The organism is Candidatus Saccharimonadaceae bacterium ML1, from assembly GCA_030253535.1.
Classification (GTDB): Bacteria; Patescibacteriota; Saccharimonadia; order Saccharimonadales; family Saccharimonadaceae; genus Saccharimonas; species Saccharimonas epibionticum.
Genome location: CP124550.1, coordinates 252,924 through 278,225 on the forward strand (window position 1 = coordinate 252,924; position 25,302 = coordinate 278,225).

Below are 25,302 nucleotides of genomic sequence, written 5' to 3' on the forward strand. Positions count from 1 at the left end.
CTATGTTGCTTATGCGTGGCAGCGGGCGCATTGCTTAGCTCTGGTATAATAGAGCTCATGAGCGAGCGGAGATTAAAGCTAAAATTTCCGAAACGGTTTTTGTGGGGCGTCGCAACGTCAGCGCACCAAATTGAAGGCGGACTGCATAATAACTGGACGGTTTGGGAGCAGGAGAATGCGAAATCGCTGGCAACGCAAGCACCGTACCAATACGGCGATTTAGATAATTGGAATGCGGTAAAACCGGCGGCAAAATCGCCCGATAATTATATTTCTGGCAAGGCGACAAATCATTACGAATTGTATGAGCAGGATTTAGATTTAGCGCGCAAGATGAATATGAATGCGTTTCGTTTGAGCATTGAATGGTCGCGAATTCAACCTGAAAAGGGCGCGTGGAACGCAGCGGCGGTTGAGCATTACAAGGCAGTGCTCGCGGCATGTAAACAACGCGGCATTGAGCCGATTGTGACGCTGTTCCACTTTACATTGCCGGTATGGTTTGCAGAGATCGGTGGGTTTGAGAAACGCGCCAATGTAAAATATTTTGTCGAGTTTGCCGAGCATATTTTGCAGGAATTAGGATCGCGGGTGCGCTATATTATCACAGTGAACGAACCGTGCGTGTATGCGCATGAGAGCTACCTGCGCGGCAGCTGGCCTCCGCAAGTGCAAAATCGGCGGCGCATGCGTGCGGTGCTTAAGAATCTTGCGGCAGCGCATAACCGTGTAGCCGACATCGTGCATAAAGTGAATCGGCGCTACAAAGTGTCGGTAGCGAAAAATAGTGCGTATGTCTATCCGGGCGACGATGCGGTCCTGACGGTGCGCGCAGCAGGGATTATGCAGTATTTGCAAGATGATTATTTCTTGAAAAAAGTTGTAAAGCGCTGCGACTTCATCGGCGTGAATTATTACCAAAGTGCGCGCGTGTACGGCTACCGTGTGCATAATCCCGACATTGAGGTGAATGATTTAGGCTGGGATATGCAGCCGCAGCACCTGCAACAGGTGTTAGAGCGGCTGTATGACACGTATCACAAGCCAGTGTTTGTGACGGAGAATGGCGTAGCGGACGCGGGCGATCGATATCGCAAGCATTGGTTGGCGCAGTCAATTATGGCGATGAACCAAGCAATTGAGCATGGTGTTGATGTGCTCGGTTATTTGCATTGGAGTTTAACCGATAATTTTGAATGGGACAAGGGATTTTGGCCGCGCTTTGGACTATTTGATGTGGATTATACAACGTTTACGCGGATGCCGCGACCAAGTGCACTATGGCTAGCGCGGTTTTTGAAGCAGCAGAAGGAGATGCGAGATGGCAAACGATGAAATCACCGGCGTAAAGATAGTCGTCATCGGCGGCGGGACGGGCAGTTTCACGCTGCTACAGGGCGTTAAACGCTACGCGAAGCATGTGACAGCGCTCGTTAATATGGCGGACGATGGCGGTTCGACAGGGCAGCTGCGCGATGAGCTGGGCGTGCTGCCGCCCGGCGATGTACGCCAGTGTTTGGTGGCGCTGAGCGATAGCCCAAAAGTGCGCGACCTCTTTAATTATCGGTTTGATGAAGGCAGTTTGAAGGGTCATGCGTTTGGTAATTTATTTTTGACGGCGCTTGAAAAAATGACAGGCAGTTTTGGCGAGGCGGTTGAACTGGCGGGGCGCGTGCTGAATATTGAAGGACGCGTTGAGCCAGTGACACTAAGCGATGTTACGCTGTGCGTTGAGGGTGTAGACGGGCGTCCAGTGAAAGGGCAATTCACGATTGCGCACCAAGAAATTGCGAAGCGGCCGAAGATTTGGTTGGAGCCGACAGCGGTGGCGAATCCTGCGGCGGTGCGGGCAATCTTACGGGCGGATTTAGTCGTTGTCGCGCCGGGAAATCTGTATGGCAGTTTAGCGCCGGTGTTGGTGATTGATGGAATCCGGCGCGCGCTGCACGAGACGCGCGCAAAATGCGTGTATGTGTGTAATTTAGTGACAAAACCTGGCCCGACAGACGGATTTACCGTAAAGGATTTTGCGAGCGAAATTGAACGCTTGGCGGGCGGCGAGTTCTTAGACTATGTCGTGTTTAATAATGACGAACCGTCGCCGGAATTGATGGAAAAATATGCGCACGGCGGGGAATTGGTCGTGAAGTACGATCTCAACGAGCTGCGCCGGCAGCATTACGAATTTCGCGGCGTACCGATTCTTGCGAAACAAGCGTGGACAGGGGCGCAGGCGAGCGACCCGATCGCATCGGCGCGCAGTTTCATCCGGCATGATTCAGACGCGGTAGCGCGGCAGCTGATGCGCCTGTACTTTGCGTAATTTTTTAGGAAAGGCTGGGCGGCTTTCGCGCTGCTTGATAATACGTAAGCAGCAAAATGTAGCAAAAAATGCTACGCTACATCATTGATAATTTGTAAAAATACCTCTGTTATTATCTTGATTTTTCCACAGTTTTGTGGAAAACATAACCACGTTGTTTCAAAAAGTCAAAAAAGAGGCTTGCGAAATACCTATAGGCCGGTGTATCATGAAACCAGTGGCAAAAGCATTACCGATACACGGTAAAAACAAACACCACAAAGTAACAATACAGAAAGAAAGCAGGGGAATTATGACGCAAACCATGGTGAGCCAGTCGGTAGATTCGGTAGTTGGCGCTGTGATTCGTGTTCCTCAGACCCGGGTTTCACGCGTATCGCTTGCGCTTGGCGTATAGCGGCGTCTGTTTGATGCACCTTTACAATTTGTCGGCATCCTCGAGATCAACAATCTGGTAGTGAGCACGTGGATTATCGACCCACAATATAAAAATAGTCGAATGCACCTTACTCTAAAACACCTCCCAAAAACTCCACCTCACACACAAGTCTCTCAAAAGGCACCGCTTCTTAAGGACTATGAGTTGTTTGACAATTCTCCTATACTAAGCGTTGCCCGACTTTTACAAAAACAAACACTACCTATGCGAAAACAAACAGCTCGCTACTGGTTTGGTGATCTCGAGTTTCTCTATCGTCGCCGAGAGTGGTATGATGGAGAAAATGAGTATTAAAGAACATCCACCACTTCATGTTCCAGTTCTGCTTGATGACGTTATCGCGTTGCTCACACCCCGTTTAGGCGAGACCTACCTTGACCTAACTGCGGGCTACGGCGGGCATGCGCGGGCGGTATTAGCGCGAACGCAGCAGTATTCCGGCACCGTACTGGTCGACCGGGATGAGTTTGCTCATACGAATTTAAGCGAGTTTCTAGCGAAAGGAGCTCAGCTTTTGCATACCGATTTCGTGTCGGCTGCGCGCCAGCTGATTGAACAGGGTAGGCAATTTGATATGATTCTACTTGATTTGGGGGTGTCGTCACCACAGCTCGACCGAGCTGAGCGAGGATTCTCGTTCGCAAAAAGCGGACCGCTGGATATGCGAATGGATCGACGCCAATCGTTAACTGCTGCCAACGTTGTCAACACGTGGACGGTGGAGCGAATCGCGCAGATCATTCGTGATTTCGGCGAGGAGTCTCCGCGCGCTGCTATGCGATATGCGCGTAGTATCGCGGCGGCGCGGCCGCTTGAAACAACGACGGATCTTGCTCGCGCGGTAGAGCAGGCGTATCGTGGGCCGTATCGGCGTACGCATCCCGCCACTCGAGTCTTTCAGGCGATTCGAATCGCTATTAACGACGAACTCGGGCAAATTCAAACGGTCATGCCATTGCTTCCGGCGTTGCTTACATGCGGCGGAAGAGTGGGGGTGATTAGTTTTCACAGCCTTGAGGATCGAATCGTGAAGCGGTATTTCGCTGAACAGGCTGCCGCCGGCTACGAGGCAAACCTTCGTATTATTACGAAGCGTCCCGTTAGCGGTGCAATTAACGATGTTCACAATCCGCGTTCGCGTAGCGCTAAGCTGCGCGCCGCTGTGAAAATATAACACAAACAGAAAGGGGGATGTAACCATGACGCGTCACATCCAAGTCCAAGACAAGAACGAAGCTGTGCGCAGCGTTGTTGTGCGCCGCAAGGTATAGTTTTTGCACTTTCACACGCTTAAGCGCCCCCGAAAAAAAGGGGTGCTTAAGCTGCCGAGAGGGCTATACAATGAAACGAACAGAAGCACAACCGATACCGTGTTGCTATAGTATTAACATAAACATGAAATAATTCCACCACCATGCCATATCATCGAACAGTACAATTTAATAGCCGGCGCCAAGGTAATTATGGGCGTAATCGCAATACAGTTGCTTTTGCATCGGCTGTCAAGCTTGGTCCCGTGTCGCATACAGTGATCGTTGCTTTGATGATTACGATTTTAGGTCTGATATACTTAACACAGGCGACACGCGTATCGAGCTATGATTACGCGGCGAATACTATGTCTGATAAAATTTCGTCGTTAACTGAGCAAAAGAATGATTTAGCGGTCGAAAATGCTCGCTTGACAGCGCTTCAGTCGGTGAAGGGGAGCAGTGTCGCGCAAGCAATGACATCGCCAGCCGATACGCAATACGTGAGCAAATAAGTGTATGAATATAGGTAGTCGAGGCGATGCGCGGATTGGCGTGTTGGGTGTTTTGACGCTTGTAGCACTGCTGGTAATGGTGGCGCAGCTTTTTCGTGTGCAGGTACTGCAGCATAATTATTACGTTCAGCTGGCAGATAAAGAGCATATCAAAAAATTTACGCTCCGCGCGGCGCGCGGGGAAATCTACGCGATGGACGGCAATGCGCCGGCGAAACTCGTGATGAATACGACGGTGTATACGGTTTGGGTTGATCCGACACTCGTGACAGACAAGCAGAAAGTAATCGATGTGATGAACCGTGTGGCGGGCGGCAATGTGCGCAAAGACTTTCGTCAATATTTAGATGCAAAAAATACGCGCTATCAAGTGATTGCGACGAAAGTTAACCGCGTGCAGGCGCAGAAAATCAAAGACGAGAAGCTTGCCGGCGTCGGATTTGACGCATCAACGCAGCGTGTCTACCCGGAAGGAGCGCTTGCGAGTCAAGTACTCGGTTTCGTGAATGGCGAAGGGCGGGGGAAGTACGGTTTTGAGCAGGCAAACGATGAAACGCTTGCCGGTAAAGACGGCGAGCTAAAAACTGTGACCGATGTACGCGACGTACCGCTGACTGTGACCGATAAAAATATTAAAAAACCAGCGGTAAATGGCAAAAATATGGTGCTGACAATTGATCGCAATGTGCAATCAAAAGTTGAAGAAGCCCTTGCGGCGGGTGTAAAGCGAAGCGGTGCGACGCGGGCGAGTGCGATCGTGATGGACCCGCAAACGGGCAAAGTGCTCGCGATGGCGAATGTGCCGACGTACGATCCTTCTAATTTAAATGTGAAGGACGTGGCAGTCTTTAATAATAGTACAATTTCAAATCCATATGAGCCTGGTTCTGATATCAAGACTTTTACGGTTGCGACAGGTATTGACCGCGGCGCGATTACACCTGATAGCACATACGATAACACCGGTAAGATTAAGGTCGAAGACATTACTATTAACAATGCAACAAAGAATGCGGCAGTGACAGGAACTATTACGATGCAGACAGCGCTAAATTGGTCGCTTAACACTGGTATGGTGACGATCGCGCAGCGTTTAGGTAATGGTACGTATATTACGCGTGCGGCACGCGATACGATCTACGAATATTTTCATGATAAGTTTAAGCTGGGCGAGTTGACCGGTATTGAGCTTGCGAATGAAGCGAAAGGCACGATTATTTCGCCGCTGCAGCAAGAGGGCAATGCGGTGCGCTATAGCAACATGGTGTTCGGGCAGGGTATGGACGCGACGATGCTGCAAGTGGCGAGCGGCTTTTGCGCAGTGGTAAATGGTGGAACGTATTTTGCGCCGACGATCATTAACGGTACGATTAGCAACGATGGCGTTTTCGCGCCAGCAGGCACAAAAGCTCAAGCACGCGTCATTACTGAAGCAACATCAACGACGGTGCGTGAGATGGTTCACCAATCGCATTATGCAACGTACAATCCGAAAGACGGTTCGGAGCGCTATCTTGTGGGCGGCAAGACCGGCACGTCTGAAACAATTGTGAACGGCAAATATGCCAGCAATCAGACGATTGGAACGTATTTGGGCTATGGCGGCGAGAAGGGACAAACTCCACGTTACGTTATCATGGTTGAAATCGCCGCCAATGGCAAAGACATGGGCGGCGGTAGCGACGCGAAGCCGATTTTCAACGACATATCAAATTGGATGCTCAATTATTTAATGTTAACGCCGCAGGGCTAGACGGGGTATACTGGATAGTATGACGATCGTAAATTTCTCGAATGAATTGAATCAAACTTTCGCGTTGAGCGTGGCGGCGTTCTTGTTGGCAATGATATTAACGCCGGTTTATACGCATTTCGCATATAAATATAAATTCTGGAAAACGCAGCGCAGCGCAGCAGTAACAGGGGAGCGGCTAAAGATTTTTAATATACTGCACAAAGAGAAAATTGCGCGGCACGTTCCGACAATGGCGGGCACTATCGCGGTGGTCGCCATTACGGCGATTACGTTGGCGCGCAACCTTGACCGGGCACAAACTTGGCTGCCGCTCGCGGCATTGCTTGGTGGAGCATTTGTCGGGCTGATTGATGATGTGCTCAATGTGTTCGGCTCGAATCGTAAAGATGCCGGACTGCGCAGCTGGGTAAAGTTCGCGATGATTACTGCAATGAGTATTGTGCTCGGCTGGTTCTTCTACACAAAGCTTGGCTACAATACGATCCATATACCGTATCTTGGCGAGTGGCAAGTCGGCGCGTGGATTATTTTCTTTTTCGTATTGGCGGTGGTGTCAACGGGTAATGCGGTGAATATCAGCGACGGACTTGATGGACTGGCGGGCGGGTTGTTGGTGATGTCTTTTTCAGCGTTTGGTGTAATTGCGCTACTGCAGGGGCATATTAAGCTAGCGGGATTCTGCTTTACGGTAGTAGGCGCATTACTGAGCTACCTGTGGTTTAATATTTACCCGGCGCGGTTTTTCATGGGCGATGTTGGCAGCTTTGCATTTGGGACAAGCTTAGGTGTTGTTGCGATGATGACGAATACGTTGTTCTTGCTGCCGATTATCGGGGTTTTGTTTGTTGTTGAGGCTGGTTCAAGTTTACTACAAATCATCAGCAAGAAACTATTTCATCGTAAGATATTCATCTCAGCGCCGATTCATCATCACCTAGAAGCGACAGGCTGGCCGGAAGTAAAAGTTACGATGCGCTTTTGGGTGATTGCTGGCGTGGCGGCGTTTATTGGCATGCTGATGGCGCTGAGCGGAGGGCATATTACATCGTGAGCGGTGGCCTAGTCTCATCACGCCGAGAAACGGTGCGTGCTCGTACGAACCGTCAAAGACAGCGGCGGCATCGTCCCGACTATATGATCGTCATGTGCATGGGCGTGCTGATGCTCATTGGTTTGGTTGTGATGTATGCGATTGGTCCGCAGCGCGCCAATGTAATGAATGCGGCGTATAATGGCTCGTATTCGGCGACATACTTTGCAGTTAAACAATTCGCTAGTTTGCTCATTGCGCTTGCTGCGTTTGTCGTATTGGCGTTTGTGCCGTTCTCGGTGCTAAAAAATCAAGCGGGAAAGTTTATGGCTGCGGCACTTATTGCGTCCGTATTACTGTTTTTGGTGGGAAACGTTGCGCATATTGATACGCTCGCGCAGGCAACGCTCGGCGCGTATCGTTGGTTTAACTTTGGCAGCTTCGGCGGATTCCAGCCGTCTGAGCTGATGAAGTTTGCCGTCGTTATATTCATGGCAGTGTTCCTAGGCAACCGTTACCAGCAGGGCAAAATTAACAATCCGAGAGAAACAGTTTATCCGATGGCGGGACTATTGGCGTTATTGCTGTTTATCGTCGTTGTTGTTCAGAAAGACATGGGCACAGGCGTGGCGATTGCAGCAACGGTCGTATCGATGTTCATTGTTAGTACGATGAATTGGCAGATCCTGGTAAAAATTGCAGGCGTTGGCGTTGTTGTGGGGCTTGTGCTGGTCGTGTCGTCGCCGCACCGCATGGAGCGCATCGGCACATTCTTTAGCTCGAGCAACGATGTTGCTGCAGCAGATGAACGCGATAATAACTATCACATCAAAAACGCGATGATTGCTCTAGGAACGGGCGGGTTGCTCGGGCGTGGGATTGGCAAGAGTATCCAGGCGACTGGATATTTACCCGAGGCGGTCAATGACTCGATTTTTGCAATTATGGGCGAGATCTTTGGGTTTGCCGGCACAGTTTGTATCATCGGGTTATTTGGTATTTTGTTATTCCGCATCTTGCGCATTGCCGACCAGCTCCCCGATATGTCTATGCGGATCGCGGCAGCAGGCGTGTTTGGCTGGCTGCTTGCACACGTTGTAATGAACGTTGCTTCAATGATCGGGCTGATTCCTCTCACAGGTATTACGTTGCCGCTGCTTAGTTTTGGCGGAACGAGTATGATTTTTATGAGCGGCGCGCTGGGTGTCGTGTTTCAACTTTCGCGGTATACTAATCATAAGTCAGTTAACATGAAGGAGGACGCTCGTGCGGATTTTGGCAGCAGGCGGCGGGTCGGGCGGACACGTTACGCCGGTCGTCGCAGTATTGCGTGAATTGCGGAAAATAGAACCAGACACGGAGGTTCGATTCTGGGTTGACCATGCATTTGAAAAACAAGCGCGTACTGTCATGGGCGGGTACGATGATTCAATTCGTGTTGATACAATCGTGAGCGGTAAGTTGCGCCGGTATCATCACTTGAAGTGGTGGCAGCAGTTGATGAAGTTTCGTACGATTACGCTGCCTAATATCATCGATGCGGTTAAGGTGGGTGTTGGGTTTGTGCAGTGTCTATGTAAGCTAATCGCGTGGCGTCCGGACGTCGTTTTTACGAAAGGCGGGTACGTGTGTTTGCCGGTTGGTTTGGCGGCGCATGCACTGAGGATTCCGCTTGTTATTCACGACTCTGATGCGCACCCCGGCTTGACGAATCGCGTTTTGGCGCGTTGGGCGGACGCAATTGGTACGGGTGCGCCGCTAAAATTCTACCCATACCCGCGCGAGATCTCGCAGTATGTTGGTGTGCCAATTATGGAAGATTTTGTGCCGTATAGCGATGAGCGGCGGCGTGACGTCAAAGTAAAGCTTGGATTTGATCCTACGCGGCCGCTTGTTGTTGTGACAGGCGGCGGCCTTGGTGCGCGGCGTATTAATGATGCGGTTGTTGCAATGCTGCCGCAGCTTACGAAGTATACTAACGTTATTCTCATCACTGGCGCACAGCAATATAGCGATATTCGCGCACGCGTTCCGAATGATACTAGCAAGGTGCATATTCATGATTTTATTAGCAGCGGGCTGGTTGATATGCTTGGTGCGGCAGATATCGTTGTGGCGCGTGCAGGCGCAACGACGATTTTGGAGCTTGCGGCGCTCGCTAAACCAACGATCTTAGTGCCAAATGGCTACCTGACGGGCGGCCATCAGCTAAAAAACGCAGCGGTATACGAGGAAAAAGGTGCGGTGAAAGTAATTGATGAACTGCAGTTGGACGACCACCCCGAGGTGCTTGTTCAGGCGATTGAAGCGTTGCTCGCGGATCGTGCGGCAATGGCGCGTATGGGCGCCGCATTTTTGACCTTTGCTCATCCGCACGCGGCGCGCGATATGGCTGAGATGATCGTCCGAACCGCTAAGCGTAAGTGATATAATAAAGATATATATGCTAGGAAAACTCGGAAAAGCCGTGCTGCGACGCCGCCCGCCGCAGCCAGTGCGCCGGCGGGCAATTGATAGCGATGATTCGGCGCAGCCGGGTGATTTAACGACAGCGAGTAGCTATGCTTTCCGGCGCAACCGCACGCTGACCGGCAGTCTGCTTTCCGAAATTTCGAGCCCAAGTGAACACCGCGCTGATCTTAAGTCGCCGCGCGTGCAAGCGCATACATTACGCTACCGTCGTCGTAAGCTTGTATTACGATTATTTGTGCTTTTGGCGGGCATCGCTGGTCTCGCATGGATACTTTATCAATCAGTTGTTTCGCCAAGTGTTACGCTTGTTGGTGTTGATTCGCCGCCTACCGAAGCGACGCGGCGTTATGAAAAGACGATTCAGGATTACCTCGCGGCTCGTCCATTTGAGCGGTTGCGCGCGTTAATAGATGTCAAATCCCTCGTTGATTATCTGCAGCATGATTGTCCGGAGGTTCAGTCCGTTGAGCCGACGATTGCCTTTGCCGGGTTTGGACGCGCGAAATTTTCTATCGTCGTGCGCCATCCGGTTGTGTCGTGGCAAGCGGGTGCGACTCTCGTGTTTGTCGACTCTAGCGGCGCGGCGTTTTACCGGAATGTGCCCGAGTCGCCTGTCGTGCAAGTCATTGACCGTACGGGCGTTCAAGCGACGACAAATAAGGTCCTTGTAAGCAATCGATTTTTGGAATTTGTCGGCAAGGTCGTTGGGTATTTCTCGGCGCAAAAGTATACTGTTTCAAGCGTGATTTTACCTGAAGGTACAACGCGTCAAATAGAGGTGAAACTTGAAGGGGTAGGGTATCCGGTTAGGATGTCGATTGATCGTGCGGCAGCAAGCCAGGTTGAAGATGCGGTACGCGCTATCCGATATTGCGCCGAGCACTCAGTTGACCCAACGTATCTTGATGTACGGGTGAGCAGGCGAGCTTTTTATAAATAGAAGAGGTCGCTTCTCTTGCCAATTGGGGTATGTTCTATTTTTGTTCGTTTTATCGTGATTGAGCGAGTGAGAGGAAAAACTATATAAAAATATAAAATCGTATAAAAATCAAATAGGGCAGAAAAGCCAAAAAAGATAGTGGGGGAATGTTTTTAACAAAAATGCAAATTAGCGTTAACCAGATATTTTTGTGGATAACTTATGCGAGGACTAATTTCTAAGTATATGTTATATGTTGTTGTGAGTGCTACTAGTAGCACTCTAATGAGAGCTCTCGTATGATTTTAATTGAATGCGACTGCCGCCATTTAGGTGTATTGGCGCATGTTTAAGTGATAGAGATGTAAATCCCCTACGAAAGATAAGAGTAGTTTTTTTTGTAAAGTAAATTAGCGCTCACAGCAGATGGATGCTAATTCATATTCTTGCACGATATTTTAAGTCGTAAAACGGACATTGTGCGACGTTAACTCCACTACAACCCTCATCTTTCAAAATCCCGTGTTATGATAGCCTCATCATTAACTAACCTGTACGAAAGGATGAAAATACTCGTATGGACGAAAGCACTAACTCCCCTCTAAATTCAGATAATTTGTTGTCTGTAATATCACGCGTTTGGGCTACAAAAGAAGTTTCTAAGCGCACGAATAATCCCTATTATCAAATTCACATTGCATTTGGTGATACCTACACGTTTGAGGCGTTTCTCACTAAGGAGCAACTCGCGCTGATCGGTCTTGCGCAGGAACGTCGCAGAAAGGCTGAAATTGATGCCATGATTTGATCTAATCATGTTCCCCCTTTGTTCTTTTACAATAATCAACCCATGGGCTTCCAGGATAAAAGCCCTCTAAACACCTGGGTAGCCTTATTTGCGCGATAGGGCGGGCTGCTTCTCCACCATAGCATTAAGTCGCGCAAGAAAGGTGTTTGGATATGTTGCAGGCTTTTGGCGCAGGCGAAGCTGTGTTCCCTGCCGATACAATTACAACGTTCACCACTGCGGTGACCGGTGTACTCTCGGCGAACATTGGTGTGGTGATCGGTATCTTGGCATTCGTCTTTGGTATTAAATTCATCATGCGTCTCTTTAACAAGAGCACCCGCGGTCATATGTAAACCGTGTGCCCATAACATTAACGTTGTGGGCTAAATATCTAGATTTCGTTTTAATTAATTTAACTATGATTTGTTTCTTGACCTCTTTAGAAATCTAGATATTTAGCTCACAAAGAAAGAGCAATTATCAATGAGTTTTCTACTTTTATTATCACTTATCATTTTGAACTATCAGATTTATAAGTTATCACAGCTACTTATTGTGATAGATGAGCAACGTGTTGATATTGCTCGTTTTCAAAATGATAAGTCCTCTGTGGAGTCGGACAATGGCAAACACTGAGGTTATTAATCTTATATTGCAACTGACGAAAGAAATGTTAGTTTACATGCTTCCGATTATCGGTTTACTTTCTGGTCTCATGCTTATTTTGTCGTTTTTACTTCACGTTACTATTAATGCTGTAAAGAAGTTCTGATTATGTGGGATGTCGCAGTTGCACATTCGTTTGCGCAAAAAGTAGCTATTGTGATTACTTTTGTTATTGTTGCATTCATTGTTTATCAATTTAGGTTTACGCGTCATGATTAAGTTATTTAAGTTGTTATTCCCCTACCCTTTTTCTTATACTTCTCGATTTACTCAGTTATACGTTGTGTTTTGTTTTGGTTTTTTGTCTGCTTTTCTTGTCATTGGGGTTTTTAGATTTATTTTGTTGTTAGTTTTTATATTAATGTATTCGTGTTATCGTACAGAATTTTCTAGATATAGGAGTAATCATCATGACGAGCATTAAGCGGTGTATGTTAATTGCTTTAGCGGTATTATTGTCGTTATCTAGCGTTATTGTGGTTTTTTCAGAGGAATCGTTTGCAGCTAGTAAGTATGACGAAGTGTATCGTAAGGCTGAGAATCTTGAAGTTCATTATCCTACTGGTGATAGTCGTTTTCCTAAAGTTGATGTTACAGACTCTTGGGGTCCTATGATTTTTTCCACAGAGTCTAAGATAGTGAATCGTGATTATGGGAATTTTAAGTTATCTGATGTTTATCATAAGATGTATGATAGTTGGAATAAGGCGCTTGCTAATGGCTCCTATGCGGTTTCACTATTCGAGTCAGAACCTGTGGGTGTTTTCGGCCGTTTTACACAGGTTGTTATTCACTGGACTGAAGATAAATCTTTATCTCTTAAGTGGCATGAAAATAGTATTTCGTTATTTTCTAAGGGTAATAAAAAGCCTGTTTATCAGGCGCATTTAGCTTATCTTTGTAAAAAGGCTGTATGTAGTGAGGGTGATCCACCTCGTGACTATGTGGTTGGTGTAGTTCCTGAATTTGATACTAATACTGGTGAGTTAGATACTTCTTCTGCTGGTCGTTTCTTTTCATCTCGGCGTGGTTATCATTTTTTAGGTTTTTTGGCTAATGTTACTGATGAAAATATGAATTATCCTGATGGTTATGAGGGACAAGAGATTAATAAGACATATAATAAAAAGTCAGTTCTTCGTCCTGATTTTAAGTATGATTTGAATGGTATGACTTTGGTGGCTACTGATCATAAAGAGGATTTGCCTAAAGTCGCAAAAGATTCTGATATTGGGTATTATAAATGGACAATTTTATGGTCTGTTTTTATTTGTCCTGATGGTTGGGATGATCATAAGTCGAGGTGTGATACTCATGGTGATGCATATGATACACAACGTACTAATAAAGATGACACGTTTACGTATACATTTGATAAAAAGATGGACTACGTTATATCTGCTGAGTATGTGCCGGTGTTCTGTGTAAGAGAAGTGTTGAATGGCTCGCCCTGTAGAAGTGTGTCATTAGCTGAGATGGCTGGTAAGCAATATGCTGAGGATTATGAACTTGGTTGGACATATGTGCATTTGAAAGTTGATGGTAGTATACAATCTGGCGATACTCGTGACGCTGAGTGCAATGAGATTGGTTATTGTAAGCCAAAGTCCCAATATGAAGATTGCTCGAAGTATGGTGTTGATAAGCTTGTTGATCTGGTTGGCTGTTGGGTGCGTAATGCATTGATTTGGTTTTTGTCATTCATAAAGTGGCTAATAGTACCCTCTACTTCTGATTTACAGCGTTCGGTGGATGATTTAGGTAAAACGTTAAGCGGTAAGCTTGGTTTTTTGTGGTATCCATTTGAGTGGATTTTTAAGTTATTTACTCAGTTTACACGTTCCGCTAATACTTGTTCATTTGGTGCTAGTGGTATACCATTTGCTGATATAAACGGTAGATTTTTCAATAATCGCGTACATTTGTCTGTGTGTTCTGCTGAACGCGATTTACCTCAAGTTTATAATGTCTCGGTGTTTTTTATACGTATAATTACAGTGTTTGGTTTGTTATATGCGTTATACCGTCGTATTATAGCAATGCTTTCTGTTGATCGAGCAATATCATTTGCGAGGGGTGATCATAAATGATAGTTAGTTTATTGCTGTTTGTTGCAGTGGCGATTTTGAAATGGATTTTATCTATTCTACCTTCCCTTCCGTCAATGCCGAAAGCAATTACTGATGTATTGGATTTTCTTCATACGTTCTTGGGCTCTATGTTTGGTTTTGTTGTTCATATTTATGGTGTGCCGTTAGTTTTTGTGGTTGTTTCTTTGCTAGTTTCGATATTTTTATTTAATCAAGGTTATATGGTTGCTGTATGGATTTTGAAACGTATTCGTTTATGGAGATAGGAGGTTGTGGTATGCTAGTTGTATAAATAACTGAAAGGTAAAATAAAAATGCAAAATATGGTGTATGATAGTGCTGAAAACTCTATTCGTGGTGATTTAAGTACTAATACTAATACAACAACTTACGTATCAAAAGCTGATATGTCTAATAATTTTGTTCCTGCTATTCTTGCCTCTGGTTTGTTTTTGGGTGTGATGTCTTTGGTTTTGTTTTTTGTAGTTTTAATTAAGTTTTGGAATATGATGTGTGATGTGAAAGATATTAAGAGTCAGTTGCAAGAGATTCTGGACAGAAAGGATTGTAATGCCCAATTATCTGCCTCTATTAACCAAATCCAAGAAAATAACGATTCAGACAATTCTTGATGATATAAATTCTCGAAAGGATAAAGATTTATTCCGTCCATCTGGTACACAAGTGTATGTTGGTCGTCAAGGTTCTGGTAAAACTGTTTCTGCGGTATATCACGCTATAAAATTAAAAAAGCGTTATCCGAAGTGTATTATTGTTTCAAATCTTAAATTAAACTTTCTTGAGGCGGTTGACGCGATTGATTATTTACGTGATTCTTCCCTTTTTAATTCAAAAAAACAATATGTATTATTTAATTCAATGTACACGCTTGAACGTGTTTTGGTTGGTGTTAATAATGGTAAATTTGGTGTTGTTTATATCATAGATGAGATACATACGTATTTTAATGCGTTAGACTCGAAAAACATTCCGATGTTTGTATTTACGGAGATATCTCAGCAGCGTAAGCAACGAAAGCTTATAATTGGCACGTCACAGCTATTTATGCGCGCTGCTAAGCCGTTACGCGAGCAATGTGATAATGTTATCGTCTGTAGTACTTTTTTGGGCGTCCTGACGCTCCAAAAAGCTTATGATGGTGAAACTCTTGAGCAAGACTATAGCGGGCGTCTGATTGGCGATAAACGTAAAACTGGTTTCTTTATTCACACAAGAGAAATACGGAATGCTTATGATACGTATCAAAAAGTTGTATCTGGTAAAGACCAGCTCGATGCGATTGAAAAACCAGTTCAAATTGAAATAAATGGAAAATTGCTAAAACGATAAAATATTTGTCGGGTGATGTCAAGGTTACCTTGACGAGCCCGACAATGTGTCCCTACTTGATAATAGGGACACATTGTGCATAGTAGACACGCGATGTCTATAATTCATTACGCTAATTTGGGGGTATAAATTATGTCATACTATAGTAAAGAGTCTGATGTTCGTGTAGTGTCAGATGTTGTGAAAGAGTATCCTCATATGATTCGTATCTACATTTATCATAATTCATTCCCTATCAACCCTGCCCCTAAGTTGATCGTAAGTCGTAGAAAAGATAAGCCCGACGATGTTGATATTATTCGCTCAATTCGTCGTACGCGCACAACGATTTATGATTTAATTCTATCTAATAAGTTCGATTATTGGTGTACATTTACTTTTTCTGCAAAAGTTGGTGACCGTTTCGATGAAAAGTATTGCCGTCATACTATGATGGTTTGGCTGCGTAATCAGCGTCGACACTCTCCTAACTTGAAATATCTTGTTGTTCCTGAATATCATAAGCGGTGTGAGGATTGCGTGAATGCTAAGGTTAAAACTTGTATTCATCCTGATCGACCAAAAGCTGTGCATTTTCATGCTCTTATTGCTGATTTCAATGGTGCGCTTCGTCTTACGAAATTACGTACAAAAGCGGGTCAAAAAGTATATAATGCTACTGGTTATCGTTCTGGTTTTACAAAGTTTGTTGAGTTGTACGATACTGAGAATCCCGAAAAGCTTGCAAATTATATGACAAAATATATCACAAAAGATATGCCAAAGTTTGGCGGTAAAAAACGCTATTGGGTGTCTCAGAATTTAATTCGCCCGAAAAGTACAGTTAATGGAATATTCGCGTTTCGGCTTGAAAAGCTTATTTGGAATAGGATGCCTAAGTGCGTTACTAACGATTTCGAGGTTATGGAAATTCCGAAAACTTCAGGTATTGCGCTTACGCGTGATGTGCAGGGTCACTTATTAGAGGTCTCTCCGACAGCCTCTACGGATGAGAAAAAACGCCTGGCTGCAATGCGCAAGAGATCGCGCGAGGGCGTGGATATATTTGCGCATTCACCAAGCGTTTGTACTTCAATTAGCCGTTAGGCGTATTGCGAGCATGAAAAAAGGCGCTCAAGCGGGTTGCTCAAGCGCCTACTTTTATTGTAGTATTTCGTACCAAATTTTTGTTGCTTGTTCTATTTGGCTACGTCGTTCCCTGCTCTCTTGATACAGGTTATGCATGTCTGGTGTTGTCTCTCCATAGAGCCATTCCCACCAGCTTAAGAGTAGATTGTATAGTTCTAATTCTGTTCTTGGTGTTTCGTCTGTGTTGACGTTTATCCCCAGCCCTGTGTTTGTGAATATTCTGATTCTCATAGCATAAATCCTTTCTTATTATTCTTGCTATGCGGTCGGGTTATAGGGTTTCAAAATTAAAAACATATGTGGAAATACAGAGGATTATGCAGCAACTAAAAATATAAAATTAATAATCCCCTGCTATTCGACATTGTTTTTTATTTTAACCCTATATAATAAATCGACAGCAAGAATAAAAACGTTTGGTTGTAAATTCGTCAAGTATTTTTGTAAATTTTACATTCTATATTGTACGACGCTACATAACAGAGGTAGTCAAGGTTATCACACCGGACATTGTGCGACGTTAAGTCTATGTGCAAAACATGAATGAAATTGCGTCCCTTTTGTTACTTGTTTGGTTGATTCCAAAGATTTATTGCCTCACAACTTTTTAGTTATTTTATATTTACCCTGCCTTTTATGTATGTATGAGATTTTGTCTTTATGCACGTATTTGTTTGTATTTTGCCATCTTTATGCTAGTTTTTCTCAAGCTTATTTTATTAGATTTCATTATGTATATATTTATTGTAACTACTTACATCTACAAAAATCCAAACTTTTGCGTTTGAGCTTCCTGAGCAAATCGTTAAAATTAAAATGTTCTATATTTGTTCTAAACCTGTTGGTTGCTGGACAAAATATAGATAGGTAGGGCTAGTCCTTGTCGCTTATCGATTAGCTTTAGCAGAGTCTCGCTTACTCATGCGATAAGGTTATACATCACAAAGACCAGCTCTCTAAATAACACTCCAAATTACTATAAGCATAAGTTAGATGTTAGAGCTATCAATTTTAGGTGTACTCTGGTTTTCAATGCGGCGCTGTATTTTTTCAGTATCTTCAGCTGCTGGAAAATCCTCTGGGTTCATACCTTGCTGATTGCGAATAGTTGTTCTAACTGCGTCATTATTATCGTTATTGTCATGAAGCACAGCGTTATACGATGATATCCCGTAATTCTCTATATTAGCTGCCGTCATTTCGTTCGCCAATGTTTTACCTGCCAGCACAACGTTGTGGGCTTTGTTAGCCCAAGGTTTGTTTCCGGTATTTAGTTTCTCTTTCATCTGCTTATTAGTTTTGCCACCAAAGAAGGATTTGTCGCCATCGTTTTTTATTCTAGCTAACCCTCTCGGGCTAATGCCTGCTTCTATAACGCTGGAGGATAATCTCTTGTCCGACTCAGAAAATTCACGCCGACGCGCAAGTCTATCTATATCCTGATGGTACTTCTCGGCAATTTCTTGTTTGCGCGTTTGTGTTGCAAAATAATTCTGAGCTTCCGCAACTCTAGGTTTTTTGGTTGGGTTACCGTTTTGAGCGATAAGATAGCACGCCAGTCTTGTCAATCTAATGTCACCAATATTATTGCTGTTACCATAGCCTATCGAAACCATTTTCCCTACATGGGAAAAATGGTTTTCCACAGGTACGCCAGTTGTATGGAGTGCAATCTTAGTGCGCTCAACCACCTTTCTGAAAGAATCCCATTTTGCATATTCGAGAACCCCTTGGAGCTCTCTAGCATACCAGAACTCACCTTGCTTATCTTCATGCTTGATAGACTCAAAAATGCTATCACTTTGTTTGATTTTTAACTCGCTTGTCATATCTTTATTATACCAAAAAGCTCACCGTGATTATTATAACACTACTGTAAAACTACTTTCTGTAACGATAGCTTTTTCGCTTTGTTTCAGTACCATTCAATATAACACTACTGTAAAACTTCCGCAGGTTGTTGACGAGGTCAAAGTGCGTTTCAGTACCATTCAATATAACACTACTGTAAAACATGCTGCCATCTCTTACACCCCTTTCTGTTGTTTCAGTACCATTCAATATAACACTACTGTAAAACAGTCCACCGCAACGCTACGGTCAATACCATGTTTCAGTACCATTCAATATAACACTACTGTAAAACTTCTCGTAACCGTGTTTTACGTTCTCCTGGGTTTCAGTACCATTCAATATAACACTACTGTAAAACAAGTCCTACGTCGCGGTCTTTGTCATACATGTTTCAGTACCATTCAATATAACACTACTGTAAAACGATTTACACCAGTCGTTGAACGAATGTTTGGTTTCAGTACCATTCAATATAACACTACTGTAAAACCCTTACGATGAATTGATTGTCGTAAGAGGCGTTTCAGTACCATTCAATATAACACTACTGTAAAACGGAACGTAAAGCCGGCAATATTCTTGCCGCGTTTCAGTACCATTCAATATAACACTACTGTAAAACGCTCGTCGGACAGAGCTTCTGGCCGCTGTGGTTTCAGTACCATTCAATATAACACTACTGTAAAACAAGTAAACCTGTCGGGCTCCACAACAGTCCGTTTCAGTACCATTCAATATAACACTACTGTAAAACCTCAATTGTGAAGTCTTACAGGGGTGAACGTGATAGCGCTTACCCTGTTGTTATTATGAATTGGTACTAAAATCATATAAATCGTCATCAATAGCGAGAATATTCTCCTCGTTTAACTTGTCTTTACAGTTTTTCTCAATAAAAAGTACTGAAAAGTGATTGTTTTCTAGATATTGTAAAAGAGCTTGCAACTCGCTGTGCGACAATAATTGGCGCTGGTTTATCAAAATAACTAAACGTTTTGATAATAATTGCTGCGCTGAATCTATAATACCATAAAGTTTATCAAGATAGTTATTCCCTGTGTTGGCTTCTAGTCCTACGTGTGCCATTTTCAAGAGGTCATTGATAGATATTTCTGTTTGATAGTTCAGATTTTGCGAGAATCCAGTATTTATGGCGCCGAGGATATCCAAAATACCTGTCTCTATTTGTGCTAATTTTACTGCGTCGATGTCGCTGTTGTCTTGAATATTTTTGTAGAGGACCGCCGTGATGGTTCGATTTGCTAGATCGTATGAATATATATCGGTGACAATCAGAATGTCTTTTGCGAAATTCAGAGGGTCGTGGTTGCTATCGTAAATAACGGTACGATTGTTCCCTTCCTTCTTAGTGTATGCGTCAAGAATGTCTTCAACAACTCTCCTGAAGAACAAGTCATTGCAGATTACTAAGGTTGCGATACCACCATCGCTTGGTATGAATAGTGTATTATCGAATCCTGAAATGCTAATATTCATAAAACCACTGTCCTATCGGTACTTTGAATCGATAACTCCTCATACTCCCCTGCTAAATATTCCATTGAGGCGAATTGCCGCTCGGTTATCGTCAGTAGCTGGACGACACCGTTATCGGGTATAATTTTCCTTAGCCTGTCGTAGGTTGATTTTTCATTGGTGGAGTTGAGTACCAGCTTGCTATAGACGGATTGTTGCATCATGACAAAGCCTTCTCGGGTAAGCTGTTTGCGGAATGTCGCGTATATTTTGCGCTCGCGATCGCTAACCATTGGTAAGTCAAAAAATAAAATCATTCTCATATAGCGTACTTTCATAATTATGTTAAATCGTATTCAGGTAGCTCTTTTTCGCTACTCTCTTCCATCGCTCTAAAAAATAACTTGACGTAGATATTGATCGCGTTTGATAAGAACTGTTCTTTGCCGAGAATGACAACTTTGTGATTGAGGATGTCAATGAGGCGGCTCTTGAAGAAGTCGTCAAACGCAAAGCTCCGGCATTTATACACCTCACGGTCAACAACAGGACGAAACGGCTCCATGAGGTCGCAGGTGAGATTAAAAGGATTGTATTCGTTGCAATGATTAACTCCCATGGTTGTCGAATAGCCGGCGGCGGTTATCTCCCTATTGAATGCCGAGAGAAGAATTGCATAGCCATAGTTGAGTGCCGCGTTTATGTCGCTGGAGCTATCGCGCGAAAACTGCGGACCGAACAATTCCTTGAAATAGAGTTTGGCGGCGTGTGCCTCGCGATTGGTGGTGTCTCCTGGTAAAACTGATGTGGCAAAGTTCATAAGTATTTCGCATGTTGTTTGATTTGCAGTCTTTTTATAAACTACTTGAGCTTGTTTAATGATTTTTTGAGTGATAATTCTCTGCCATATGCAGTCTTTGGTTGATTGTGGCCACTGGCTTTGGCGACGCATTTGTTTGCTGGCATTATGCGCGCCGTAATACGGTATTATCTCGCTGTATGGATTGCGCTGGTGATCGCAGAATATTATTTTCACCTTGTAGCGAGCCAACTCACATAGCAAGTAGGCTGTTAAATTAACAGCGGTATTTTCAATTATCAAGGTACCAATTTCGCTAATATGAAGAGCTTTTTCGCTGCCATCACTGATGATAAGCATGTAGTCGTTTTTATAGCTTAGTTTGCAGCGATTCTTGACGATGGCGGTTCGCCAGGACATTTTATTGATCCCGTTCTAGTAATTTTCCGTCTAATTTGCGACAATGCAATCCAGTGATAGATTCGTAAACGAAGGTCAGCTTGGTTGGATCAAGGGATTTGCCCGCCATACGACCAAAGGAGTTTGGTAGACCTAGCTCTGGAAATACAGGTTTCTTTTCGCTGCCTTTCATATCTACCCTATCGGAACCAGCATGCGTAGCTCTTAAGACCAGGCCAATGACTTTGATTTTATCATCTAGTGATAGTTCGCTGTATTCAACTAATGCGCTCTGGGCATTATGGCCAGCATCACCAAATTGCTGGTATTGATTAGCGAGCTTCTCGGCATAAATTCCCCAAAACTTCTCTACTCCGCTAATAACTCTATCTCTTTTTTCTATTTGTCTATTGCGCTTGCGTTGTAGTTTATTGTCGTCGGCAGCCTGTTCTTCTGAAATTGTCACATGCGGAATTCCTTGTTTCAATACTATTGCTATAGCGTATTCGATGTCATAGGGCAATTTCAGTTGTTTGGCATTAGTGACCTCGCTGCTGCCAACGATGAATTGCTCATTGCCGTCATATTCAATTTTCTGGTTTATTGGTATTTTTGGAACAAGAACTATAACCTGCCTGTAATTTTTACGAAGATATTCATTGATTGAGCCTGGTTTGGTTTTTTCTAGCGTGTAAACTTGAGTTGGCACGCTGATAATCTCGTTTACAAAAACATCCTTGTTACGCACCTGCTTAAGATATCTTATGACCATAAAATAGGCTGCTTTTCTCCCTGAATATCCACCGTATTTATCGACCGGCAGGTTCGATTTTCTAGTAATCATGGTGGCGCCAGAATCTTTACCGTAAATAGTCTGGTCGTAGAATTGATTGTCGCCAATTTCAGTTTTCTTTGTAATCAGGCAGTCATTGTATTTCATCGTTCGGTCTATGACATCGTGTGCGGTTTTACTCTGCCAGATAATTTCACCGGTATTTGTATTAGTAAAGTCATAGTTCATTGACGCGAGGATAAAGCTGCTACGATCCGTATCGGTTTGTCCTTTAGATTTGAATTTCATGTATTCGCCGTAGATAAATGCGTTATCTAGTTTTGGATAGCGAATTTTTACGTACTGAGCCAGGACGGCGGCTAGATAGGCGTCTTTAGCGTGATGCAGGTCGTTAATTTCTCGGCATTTTGGCAAGTCATGGATGCGACGGTACTCAGAACTCATGCCGGCGCGGATCGTGAATACCTCTGTTGATGAATTGTGGTATTTTTCGGTCAGCATTCTGGCGAGATGCTTGGTGATTTGCCGTGTCTCGACAAGCTGACGGTTTACGAAACCAGCAACGCGGTCTTCTGACAGTTGCTTTTGGCTCGCTAGACGTTGAAATTTAAGCTGAGACATAAGCTTAGTATTTTTGAGAGATATCCAAATCGGGCGCATATGGTTTTGGACATCGGACGCGATAGGATAATCATCAAGTTTTCGCTGGTTTTCTTTGCGTAGCACCAACACAGTATTGTCTAGCGAATCGTCTTTGGTTAGCGATCGCGGCAAGATGTGGTCAATCTCACTGTCTCGGAGGTCGTTTTCAATATCAAGCGGCTCGCCTGTATAAGCGCATTTGCCATTCTGGAGGAAGTATAGGTAATATTTTTTCCGATCAAGTTTATCTTTATAATCAGCTAATTGCGATTTTATATCAGATTTAGTATATTCTTTGCCGTAAAGCTCCTTGTACATTTTTTCAAGCTGGCTATATCTGCTTTTGGTCCTGACCTTTTCATCTTCATTGCGTGCCATCTCGATGCTAATCAACTTTGGTTCGTAGCCAATCGTATCGACAATCTCGTCAATAATCCTAACGCTTCGCCACAAAGCACGTTTGATGCCAGGAGAGCCAGCAAGATTCTTGATATCATCGTAGGTTATCTCGGTGTGCTGGTTTGCCGATAGGATATCATCAATAATCTTTTTGAACTCGTATCGATCGCTTTGGATGATCTGTATAAAATTATCTTTGGAGTGGCGCATCGTCTCTATGACGGTTAGTTCGCCGTAAGGCGTATGTGCGATAATGCCGTCAAGAAGCTCGCGAGACAGTCGTCCCCAGCCGCTATAATTTAGCTTCAAAATAGCGCGAAGCTGGTTCTCGTTAAAGATATTGCTATACTTTCGTAGCTTCTTAGCTAGAATCTTTTTATCTTCAAACAAAGTGATCCACTTGATAATCTCTTCAATTGCTTTTTGATTGGTTGGCGTAATTTCAACACCGATTTTGTTTGTAAAATCAAGATAAGACTTACGCGATGAAGCAAACGATTTCTCTTTGGCTGTTCCAGAAATAACAAGAGAGTCAGTGTTGTATATCTGATTGTCATAGAGATATTTGACGAGCTTTTTGTAAGTAACTGAAAGCTCTTTGGTGAATAACTCGTCAACTATGCGGTTCTGAATGTCAGGACTTAATCTCTCGCCATTGACGGTCACACTCTTCAGCTCGTTCCGAACTTCATATTCTTGATAAAGCAGCGAATTTTTAGGGAGGACTTCTTCGTCTGGTAAATACGTACAATTGTTACGCATTCGGTTGATGAACTTCTCAGCCGAAGCTTCATCATCTATCATCTCATCGAAGTTCCATGGATAGATCACGCCATCTTTCTTTTTGACTGACCATGCAAAATCACCACCAGTTTTGAGCGGTCCGATATAGTACGGTAATTTGAATGTGAATATACTAATGATTTTATCGCGATTTTGAGCCAAGAACGGGTAATATTGCGCTTGGTTGTCGATGATTCTTTCAAGCTCATATTGGTGAATCTGATGCGGGATAGCGCCGTTATCTCGGATGCGTTGCCTAGAGAGAAATTCCTCTAGCTCAGCCCGCTTCTCAAATCGCTGGTAGCGCGGGTCATCCTTGGCAACTTCGCCGAGCTGTTTTTTGATAGATTTGTATAAATCATCGAGATTTCGCTTGTGGTTGTTATATAGCTCAAATTCGGCGGCGTCGCCATGAAAAAACGTCTTGTACTTTTGGGGTAGAAATTCGTGAAATAGCGCTTTAAGGTCGGATAAATCTTGGCGGTAATCATCGTATTTCTCGACCATAATGTCGGATAGACAGCTATCTTTTCTGATGAATTGACTGAAAATTGTCCATTGGTAGACTGATTCTAAAGTTTCTACGAGTTCGTAGCGATCGTCACCGATTGCAGCCGCAATTTCATCGCGTTGCTCCTCGTAATTTTTATTCGAGAATTCCTCTTTTACTTCGAGAGAGTCGTCCTCGAATAGTTTATTGGCGTTCCATTTTAGACCGATAGCTGCGCCGACGGCTTCGCTGACAGCCCTCTTGTTGTCAGGAGATGGCTGTAGTAGATTGATGATGTCTGATTTTCTGGCACTACGTGATAGGGAGCGGTCAAGCAAAATTGCCTTAATCTTTTGGACCGTAGAGTCGTCCGCGCCGATAAATTCCATGAAGGCTTGCAGGCTTTGGTTATCAAACGAAGAGATTACATTATCGACTCCACCTTCGATTAGAAAGTTGCCGCGGTACTTGATAAGGTGATGAAGTGCTAGATAGACTAAGCGAATATCCTGTTTTTTGGAGTCGTGAAACAGGCTGCTTCGCAAATGATAGATCGTTGGGTATTTCTCTCTATATGATTTGTCGGTGAAAGAGCGGTCGGCGAATAGAATGTTGGCGTCTAATTCTAGCGTAGAACTTTTATCGCCAACATGGAGCATTGATTCGGATAAGCGGGGGTAGAAATGCGGGTCGACTTTCTGCATCTCATTGTCAAATATTTGTTGGAGTAACGTAATACGCCGTTTTCGCCTAGCAAGCCGGCGGCGCGATGAGCGAAATGACCGTCGAGTGGCTGCTTTTTGCGCCTCATCAAACAAATGGGCACCCCACATGTTTTGGTGCTTGTATTTGCGCAGATCAAAACCTTCATTGATAACTGCCCAGCCGACGCTGTTTGTGCCAATATCTAATCCAATAGAATACGGTTGTTTCATCGTA

Annotated in this window: 22 protein-coding genes and 1 CRISPR repeat array; of the genes, 17 read left to right on the plus strand and 5 right to left on the minus strand. The window is 44.2% G+C overall.

What is annotated here, in order from left to right; genetic code table 11:
* The first annotated feature begins 57 nt into the window (after positions 1-57).
* The 17 genes from SEML1_RS01345 (at position 58) to SEML1_RS01425 (ending at position 16,686) form a co-directional block, all read left to right on the plus strand.
* On the plus strand, positions 58-1,335 hold the full coding sequence (locus SEML1_RS01345) for a glycoside hydrolase family 1 protein (protein WP_376754265.1): 1,278 nt from the start codon (positions 58-60) through the stop codon (positions 1,333-1,335).
* Positions 1,322-2,323 carry a gluconeogenesis factor YvcK family protein gene (locus SEML1_RS01350; RefSeq protein WP_376754266.1) on the plus strand — a complete coding sequence of 334 codons (1,002 nt, stop codon included), beginning with the start codon at positions 1,322-1,324 and terminating at the stop codon, positions 2,321-2,323. Before SEML1_RS01345 ends, SEML1_RS01350 begins: the two co-directional genes overlap by 14 nt.
* Positions 2,324-2,540: 217 nt before the next feature.
* Positions 2,541-2,720, plus strand: a complete 180-nt coding sequence (locus SEML1_RS01355; RefSeq protein ID WP_146425423.1) for a hypothetical protein — start codon at positions 2,541-2,543, stop codon at positions 2,718-2,720.
* Positions 2,721-3,045: 325 nt separating this feature from the next.
* Entirely contained in the window at positions 3,046-3,936 is an 891-nt protein-coding gene (gene rsmH / locus SEML1_RS01360) for a 16S rRNA (cytosine(1402)-N(4))-methyltransferase RsmH (RefSeq protein ID WP_376754267.1), read from the plus strand.
* 240 nt (positions 3,937-4,176) lie between these two features.
* On the plus strand, positions 4,177-4,527 hold the full coding sequence (locus SEML1_RS01365) for a hypothetical protein (RefSeq protein ID WP_376754268.1): 351 nt from the start codon (positions 4,177-4,179) through the stop codon (positions 4,525-4,527).
* Between the two features lie 4 nt (positions 4,528-4,531).
* Positions 4,532-6,280, plus strand: a complete 1,749-nt coding sequence (locus tag SEML1_RS01370; RefSeq protein WP_376754269.1) for a peptidoglycan D,D-transpeptidase FtsI family protein — start codon at positions 4,532-4,534, stop codon at positions 6,278-6,280.
* A 19-nt stretch (positions 6,281-6,299) separates the two neighbouring features.
* The gene (gene mraY, locus SEML1_RS01375) at positions 6,300-7,334 is read left to right on the plus strand and encodes a phospho-N-acetylmuramoyl-pentapeptide-transferase (RefSeq protein ID WP_376754270.1); all 1,035 of its coding nucleotides are present in this window, start codon (positions 6,300-6,302) and stop codon (positions 7,332-7,334) included.
* Positions 7,262-8,647: an FtsW/RodA/SpoVE family cell cycle protein gene (locus SEML1_RS01380; RefSeq protein ID WP_376754271.1), complete on the plus strand. Its 1,386-nt coding sequence runs from the start codon at positions 7,262-7,264 to the stop codon at positions 8,645-8,647. Before mraY ends, SEML1_RS01380 begins: the two co-directional genes overlap by 73 nt.
* Positions 8,580-9,740: a UDP-N-acetylglucosamine--N-acetylmuramyl-(pentapeptide) pyrophosphoryl-undecaprenol N-acetylglucosamine transferase gene (locus SEML1_RS01385; protein WP_376754272.1), complete on the plus strand. Its 1,161-nt coding sequence runs from the start codon at positions 8,580-8,582 to the stop codon at positions 9,738-9,740. Before SEML1_RS01380 ends, SEML1_RS01385 begins: the two co-directional genes overlap by 68 nt.
* A gap of 16 nt (positions 9,741-9,756) precedes the next feature.
* The gene (locus SEML1_RS01390) at positions 9,757-10,725 is read left to right on the plus strand and encodes a cell division protein FtsQ/DivIB (RefSeq protein WP_376754273.1); all 969 of its coding nucleotides are present in this window, start codon (positions 9,757-9,759) and stop codon (positions 10,723-10,725) included.
* A 556-nt stretch (positions 10,726-11,281) separates the two neighbouring features.
* Positions 11,282-11,512, plus strand: a complete 231-nt coding sequence (locus tag SEML1_RS01395) for a hypothetical protein (protein ID WP_376754274.1) — start codon at positions 11,282-11,284, stop codon at positions 11,510-11,512.
* A 152-nt stretch (positions 11,513-11,664) separates the two neighbouring features.
* Positions 11,665-11,847, plus strand: a complete 183-nt coding sequence (locus SEML1_RS01400) for a hypothetical protein (RefSeq protein ID WP_376754275.1) — start codon at positions 11,665-11,667, stop codon at positions 11,845-11,847.
* 723 nt (positions 11,848-12,570) lie between these two features.
* A complete protein-coding gene (locus SEML1_RS01405; protein ID WP_376754276.1) occupies positions 12,571-14,250 on the plus strand; it encodes a hypothetical protein in 1,680 nt (559 codons plus the stop codon).
* Positions 14,247-14,516, plus strand: a complete 270-nt coding sequence (locus SEML1_RS01410; RefSeq protein ID WP_376754277.1) for a hypothetical protein — start codon at positions 14,247-14,249, stop codon at positions 14,514-14,516. The genes SEML1_RS01405 and SEML1_RS01410 overlap by 4 nt, the downstream gene beginning before the upstream one ends.
* A 57-nt stretch (positions 14,517-14,573) precedes the next feature.
* Entirely contained in the window at positions 14,574-14,882 is a 309-nt protein-coding gene (locus tag SEML1_RS01415; protein ID WP_376754278.1) for a hypothetical protein, read from the plus strand.
* Positions 14,821-15,600 (plus strand): zonular occludens toxin domain-containing protein, encoded by a 780-nt coding sequence (locus tag SEML1_RS01420; RefSeq protein ID WP_376754279.1) that lies wholly within the window; start codon positions 14,821-14,823, stop codon positions 15,598-15,600. The genes SEML1_RS01415 and SEML1_RS01420 overlap by 62 nt, the downstream gene beginning before the upstream one ends.
* Positions 15,601-15,732: 132 nt before the next feature.
* On the plus strand, positions 15,733-16,686 hold the full coding sequence (locus SEML1_RS01425; RefSeq protein ID WP_376754280.1) for a hypothetical protein: 954 nt from the start codon (positions 15,733-15,735) through the stop codon (positions 16,684-16,686).
* A 1,031-nt stretch (positions 16,687-17,717) separates the two neighbouring features.
* Here SEML1_RS01425 and SEML1_RS01430 read toward each other — a convergent pair.
* The 5 genes from SEML1_RS01430 to cas9 all read right to left on the minus strand — a co-directional run bounded on the left by SEML1_RS01430 (position 17,718) and on the right by cas9 (position 25,298).
* The gene (locus SEML1_RS01430) at positions 17,718-18,557 is read right to left on the minus strand and encodes a DNA damage-inducible protein D (RefSeq protein WP_376754281.1); all 840 of its coding nucleotides are present in this window, start codon (positions 18,555-18,557) and stop codon (positions 17,718-17,720) included.
* An 83-nt stretch (positions 18,558-18,640) separates the two neighbouring features.
* A CRISPR array of direct repeats spans positions 18,641-19,336; the repeat unit is 36 nt; unit sequence GTTTCAGTACCATTCAATATAACACTACTGTAAAAC.
* A 53-nt stretch (positions 19,337-19,389) separates the two neighbouring features.
* Positions 19,390-20,079, minus strand: coding sequence for a type II-A CRISPR-associated protein Csn2 (gene csn2 / locus SEML1_RS01435; protein ID WP_376754282.1), 690 nt, complete (start codon positions 20,077-20,079; stop codon positions 19,390-19,392).
* Complete coding sequence (cas2, locus tag SEML1_RS01440; protein WP_376754283.1) at positions 20,076-20,396, minus strand: CRISPR-associated endonuclease Cas2; 321 nt, start codon at positions 20,394-20,396, stop codon at positions 20,076-20,078. The genes csn2 and cas2 overlap by 4 nt, the downstream gene beginning before the upstream one ends.
* A 2-nt stretch (positions 20,397-20,398) precedes the next feature.
* On the minus strand, positions 20,399-21,277 hold the full coding sequence (gene cas1 / locus SEML1_RS01445; RefSeq protein WP_376754284.1) for a type II CRISPR-associated endonuclease Cas1: 879 nt from the start codon (positions 21,275-21,277) through the stop codon (positions 20,399-20,401).
* Between the two features lies 1 nt (position 21,278).
* Entirely contained in the window at positions 21,279-25,298 is a 4,020-nt protein-coding gene (cas9, locus tag SEML1_RS01450; protein ID WP_376754285.1) for a type II CRISPR RNA-guided endonuclease Cas9, read from the minus strand.
* Positions 25,299-25,302: the final 4 nt, after the last annotated feature.

Coding starts and splice junctions, on each gene's coding strand:
- SEML1_RS01345 (WP_376754265.1), top strand. CDS start 58: ATGAGCGAGCGGAGATTAAAGCTAAAATTTCCGAAACGGTTTTTGTGG.
- SEML1_RS01350 (WP_376754266.1), top strand. CDS start 1,322: ATGGCAAACGATGAAATCACCGGCGTAAAGATAGTCGTCATCGGCGGC.
- rsmH (WP_376754267.1), top strand. CDS start 3,046: ATGAGTATTAAAGAACATCCACCACTTCATGTTCCAGTTCTGCTTGAT.
- SEML1_RS01365 (WP_376754268.1), top strand. CDS start 4,177: ATGCCATATCATCGAACAGTACAATTTAATAGCCGGCGCCAAGGTAAT.
- SEML1_RS01370 (WP_376754269.1), top strand. CDS start 4,532: ATGAATATAGGTAGTCGAGGCGATGCGCGGATTGGCGTGTTGGGTGTT.
- mraY (WP_376754270.1), top strand. CDS start 6,300: ATGACGATCGTAAATTTCTCGAATGAATTGAATCAAACTTTCGCGTTG.
- SEML1_RS01390 (WP_376754273.1), top strand. CDS start 9,757: ATGCTAGGAAAACTCGGAAAAGCCGTGCTGCGACGCCGCCCGCCGCAG.
- SEML1_RS01395 (WP_376754274.1), top strand. CDS start 11,282: ATGGACGAAAGCACTAACTCCCCTCTAAATTCAGATAATTTGTTGTCT.
- SEML1_RS01400 (WP_376754275.1), top strand. CDS start 11,665: ATGTTGCAGGCTTTTGGCGCAGGCGAAGCTGTGTTCCCTGCCGATACA.
- SEML1_RS01405 (WP_376754276.1), top strand. CDS start 12,571: ATGACGAGCATTAAGCGGTGTATGTTAATTGCTTTAGCGGTATTATTG.
- SEML1_RS01410 (WP_376754277.1), top strand. CDS start 14,247: ATGATAGTTAGTTTATTGCTGTTTGTTGCAGTGGCGATTTTGAAATGG.
- SEML1_RS01415 (WP_376754278.1), top strand. CDS start 14,574: ATGGTGTATGATAGTGCTGAAAACTCTATTCGTGGTGATTTAAGTACT.
- SEML1_RS01420 (WP_376754279.1), top strand. CDS start 14,821: ATGCCCAATTATCTGCCTCTATTAACCAAATCCAAGAAAATAACGATT.
- SEML1_RS01425 (WP_376754280.1), top strand. CDS start 15,733: ATGTCATACTATAGTAAAGAGTCTGATGTTCGTGTAGTGTCAGATGTT.
- SEML1_RS01430 (WP_376754281.1), bottom strand. CDS start 18,557: ATGACAAGCGAGTTAAAAATCAAACAAAGTGATAGCATTTTTGAGTCT.
- csn2 (WP_376754282.1), bottom strand. CDS start 20,079: ATGAATATTAGCATTTCAGGATTCGATAATACACTATTCATACCAAGC.
- cas2 (WP_376754283.1), bottom strand. CDS start 20,396: ATGAAAGTACGCTATATGAGAATGATTTTATTTTTTGACTTACCAATG.
- cas1 (WP_376754284.1), bottom strand. CDS start 21,277: ATGTCCTGGCGAACCGCCATCGTCAAGAATCGCTGCAAACTAAGCTAT.
- cas9 (WP_376754285.1), bottom strand. CDS start 25,298: ATGAAACAACCGTATTCTATTGGATTAGATATTGGCACAAACAGCGTC.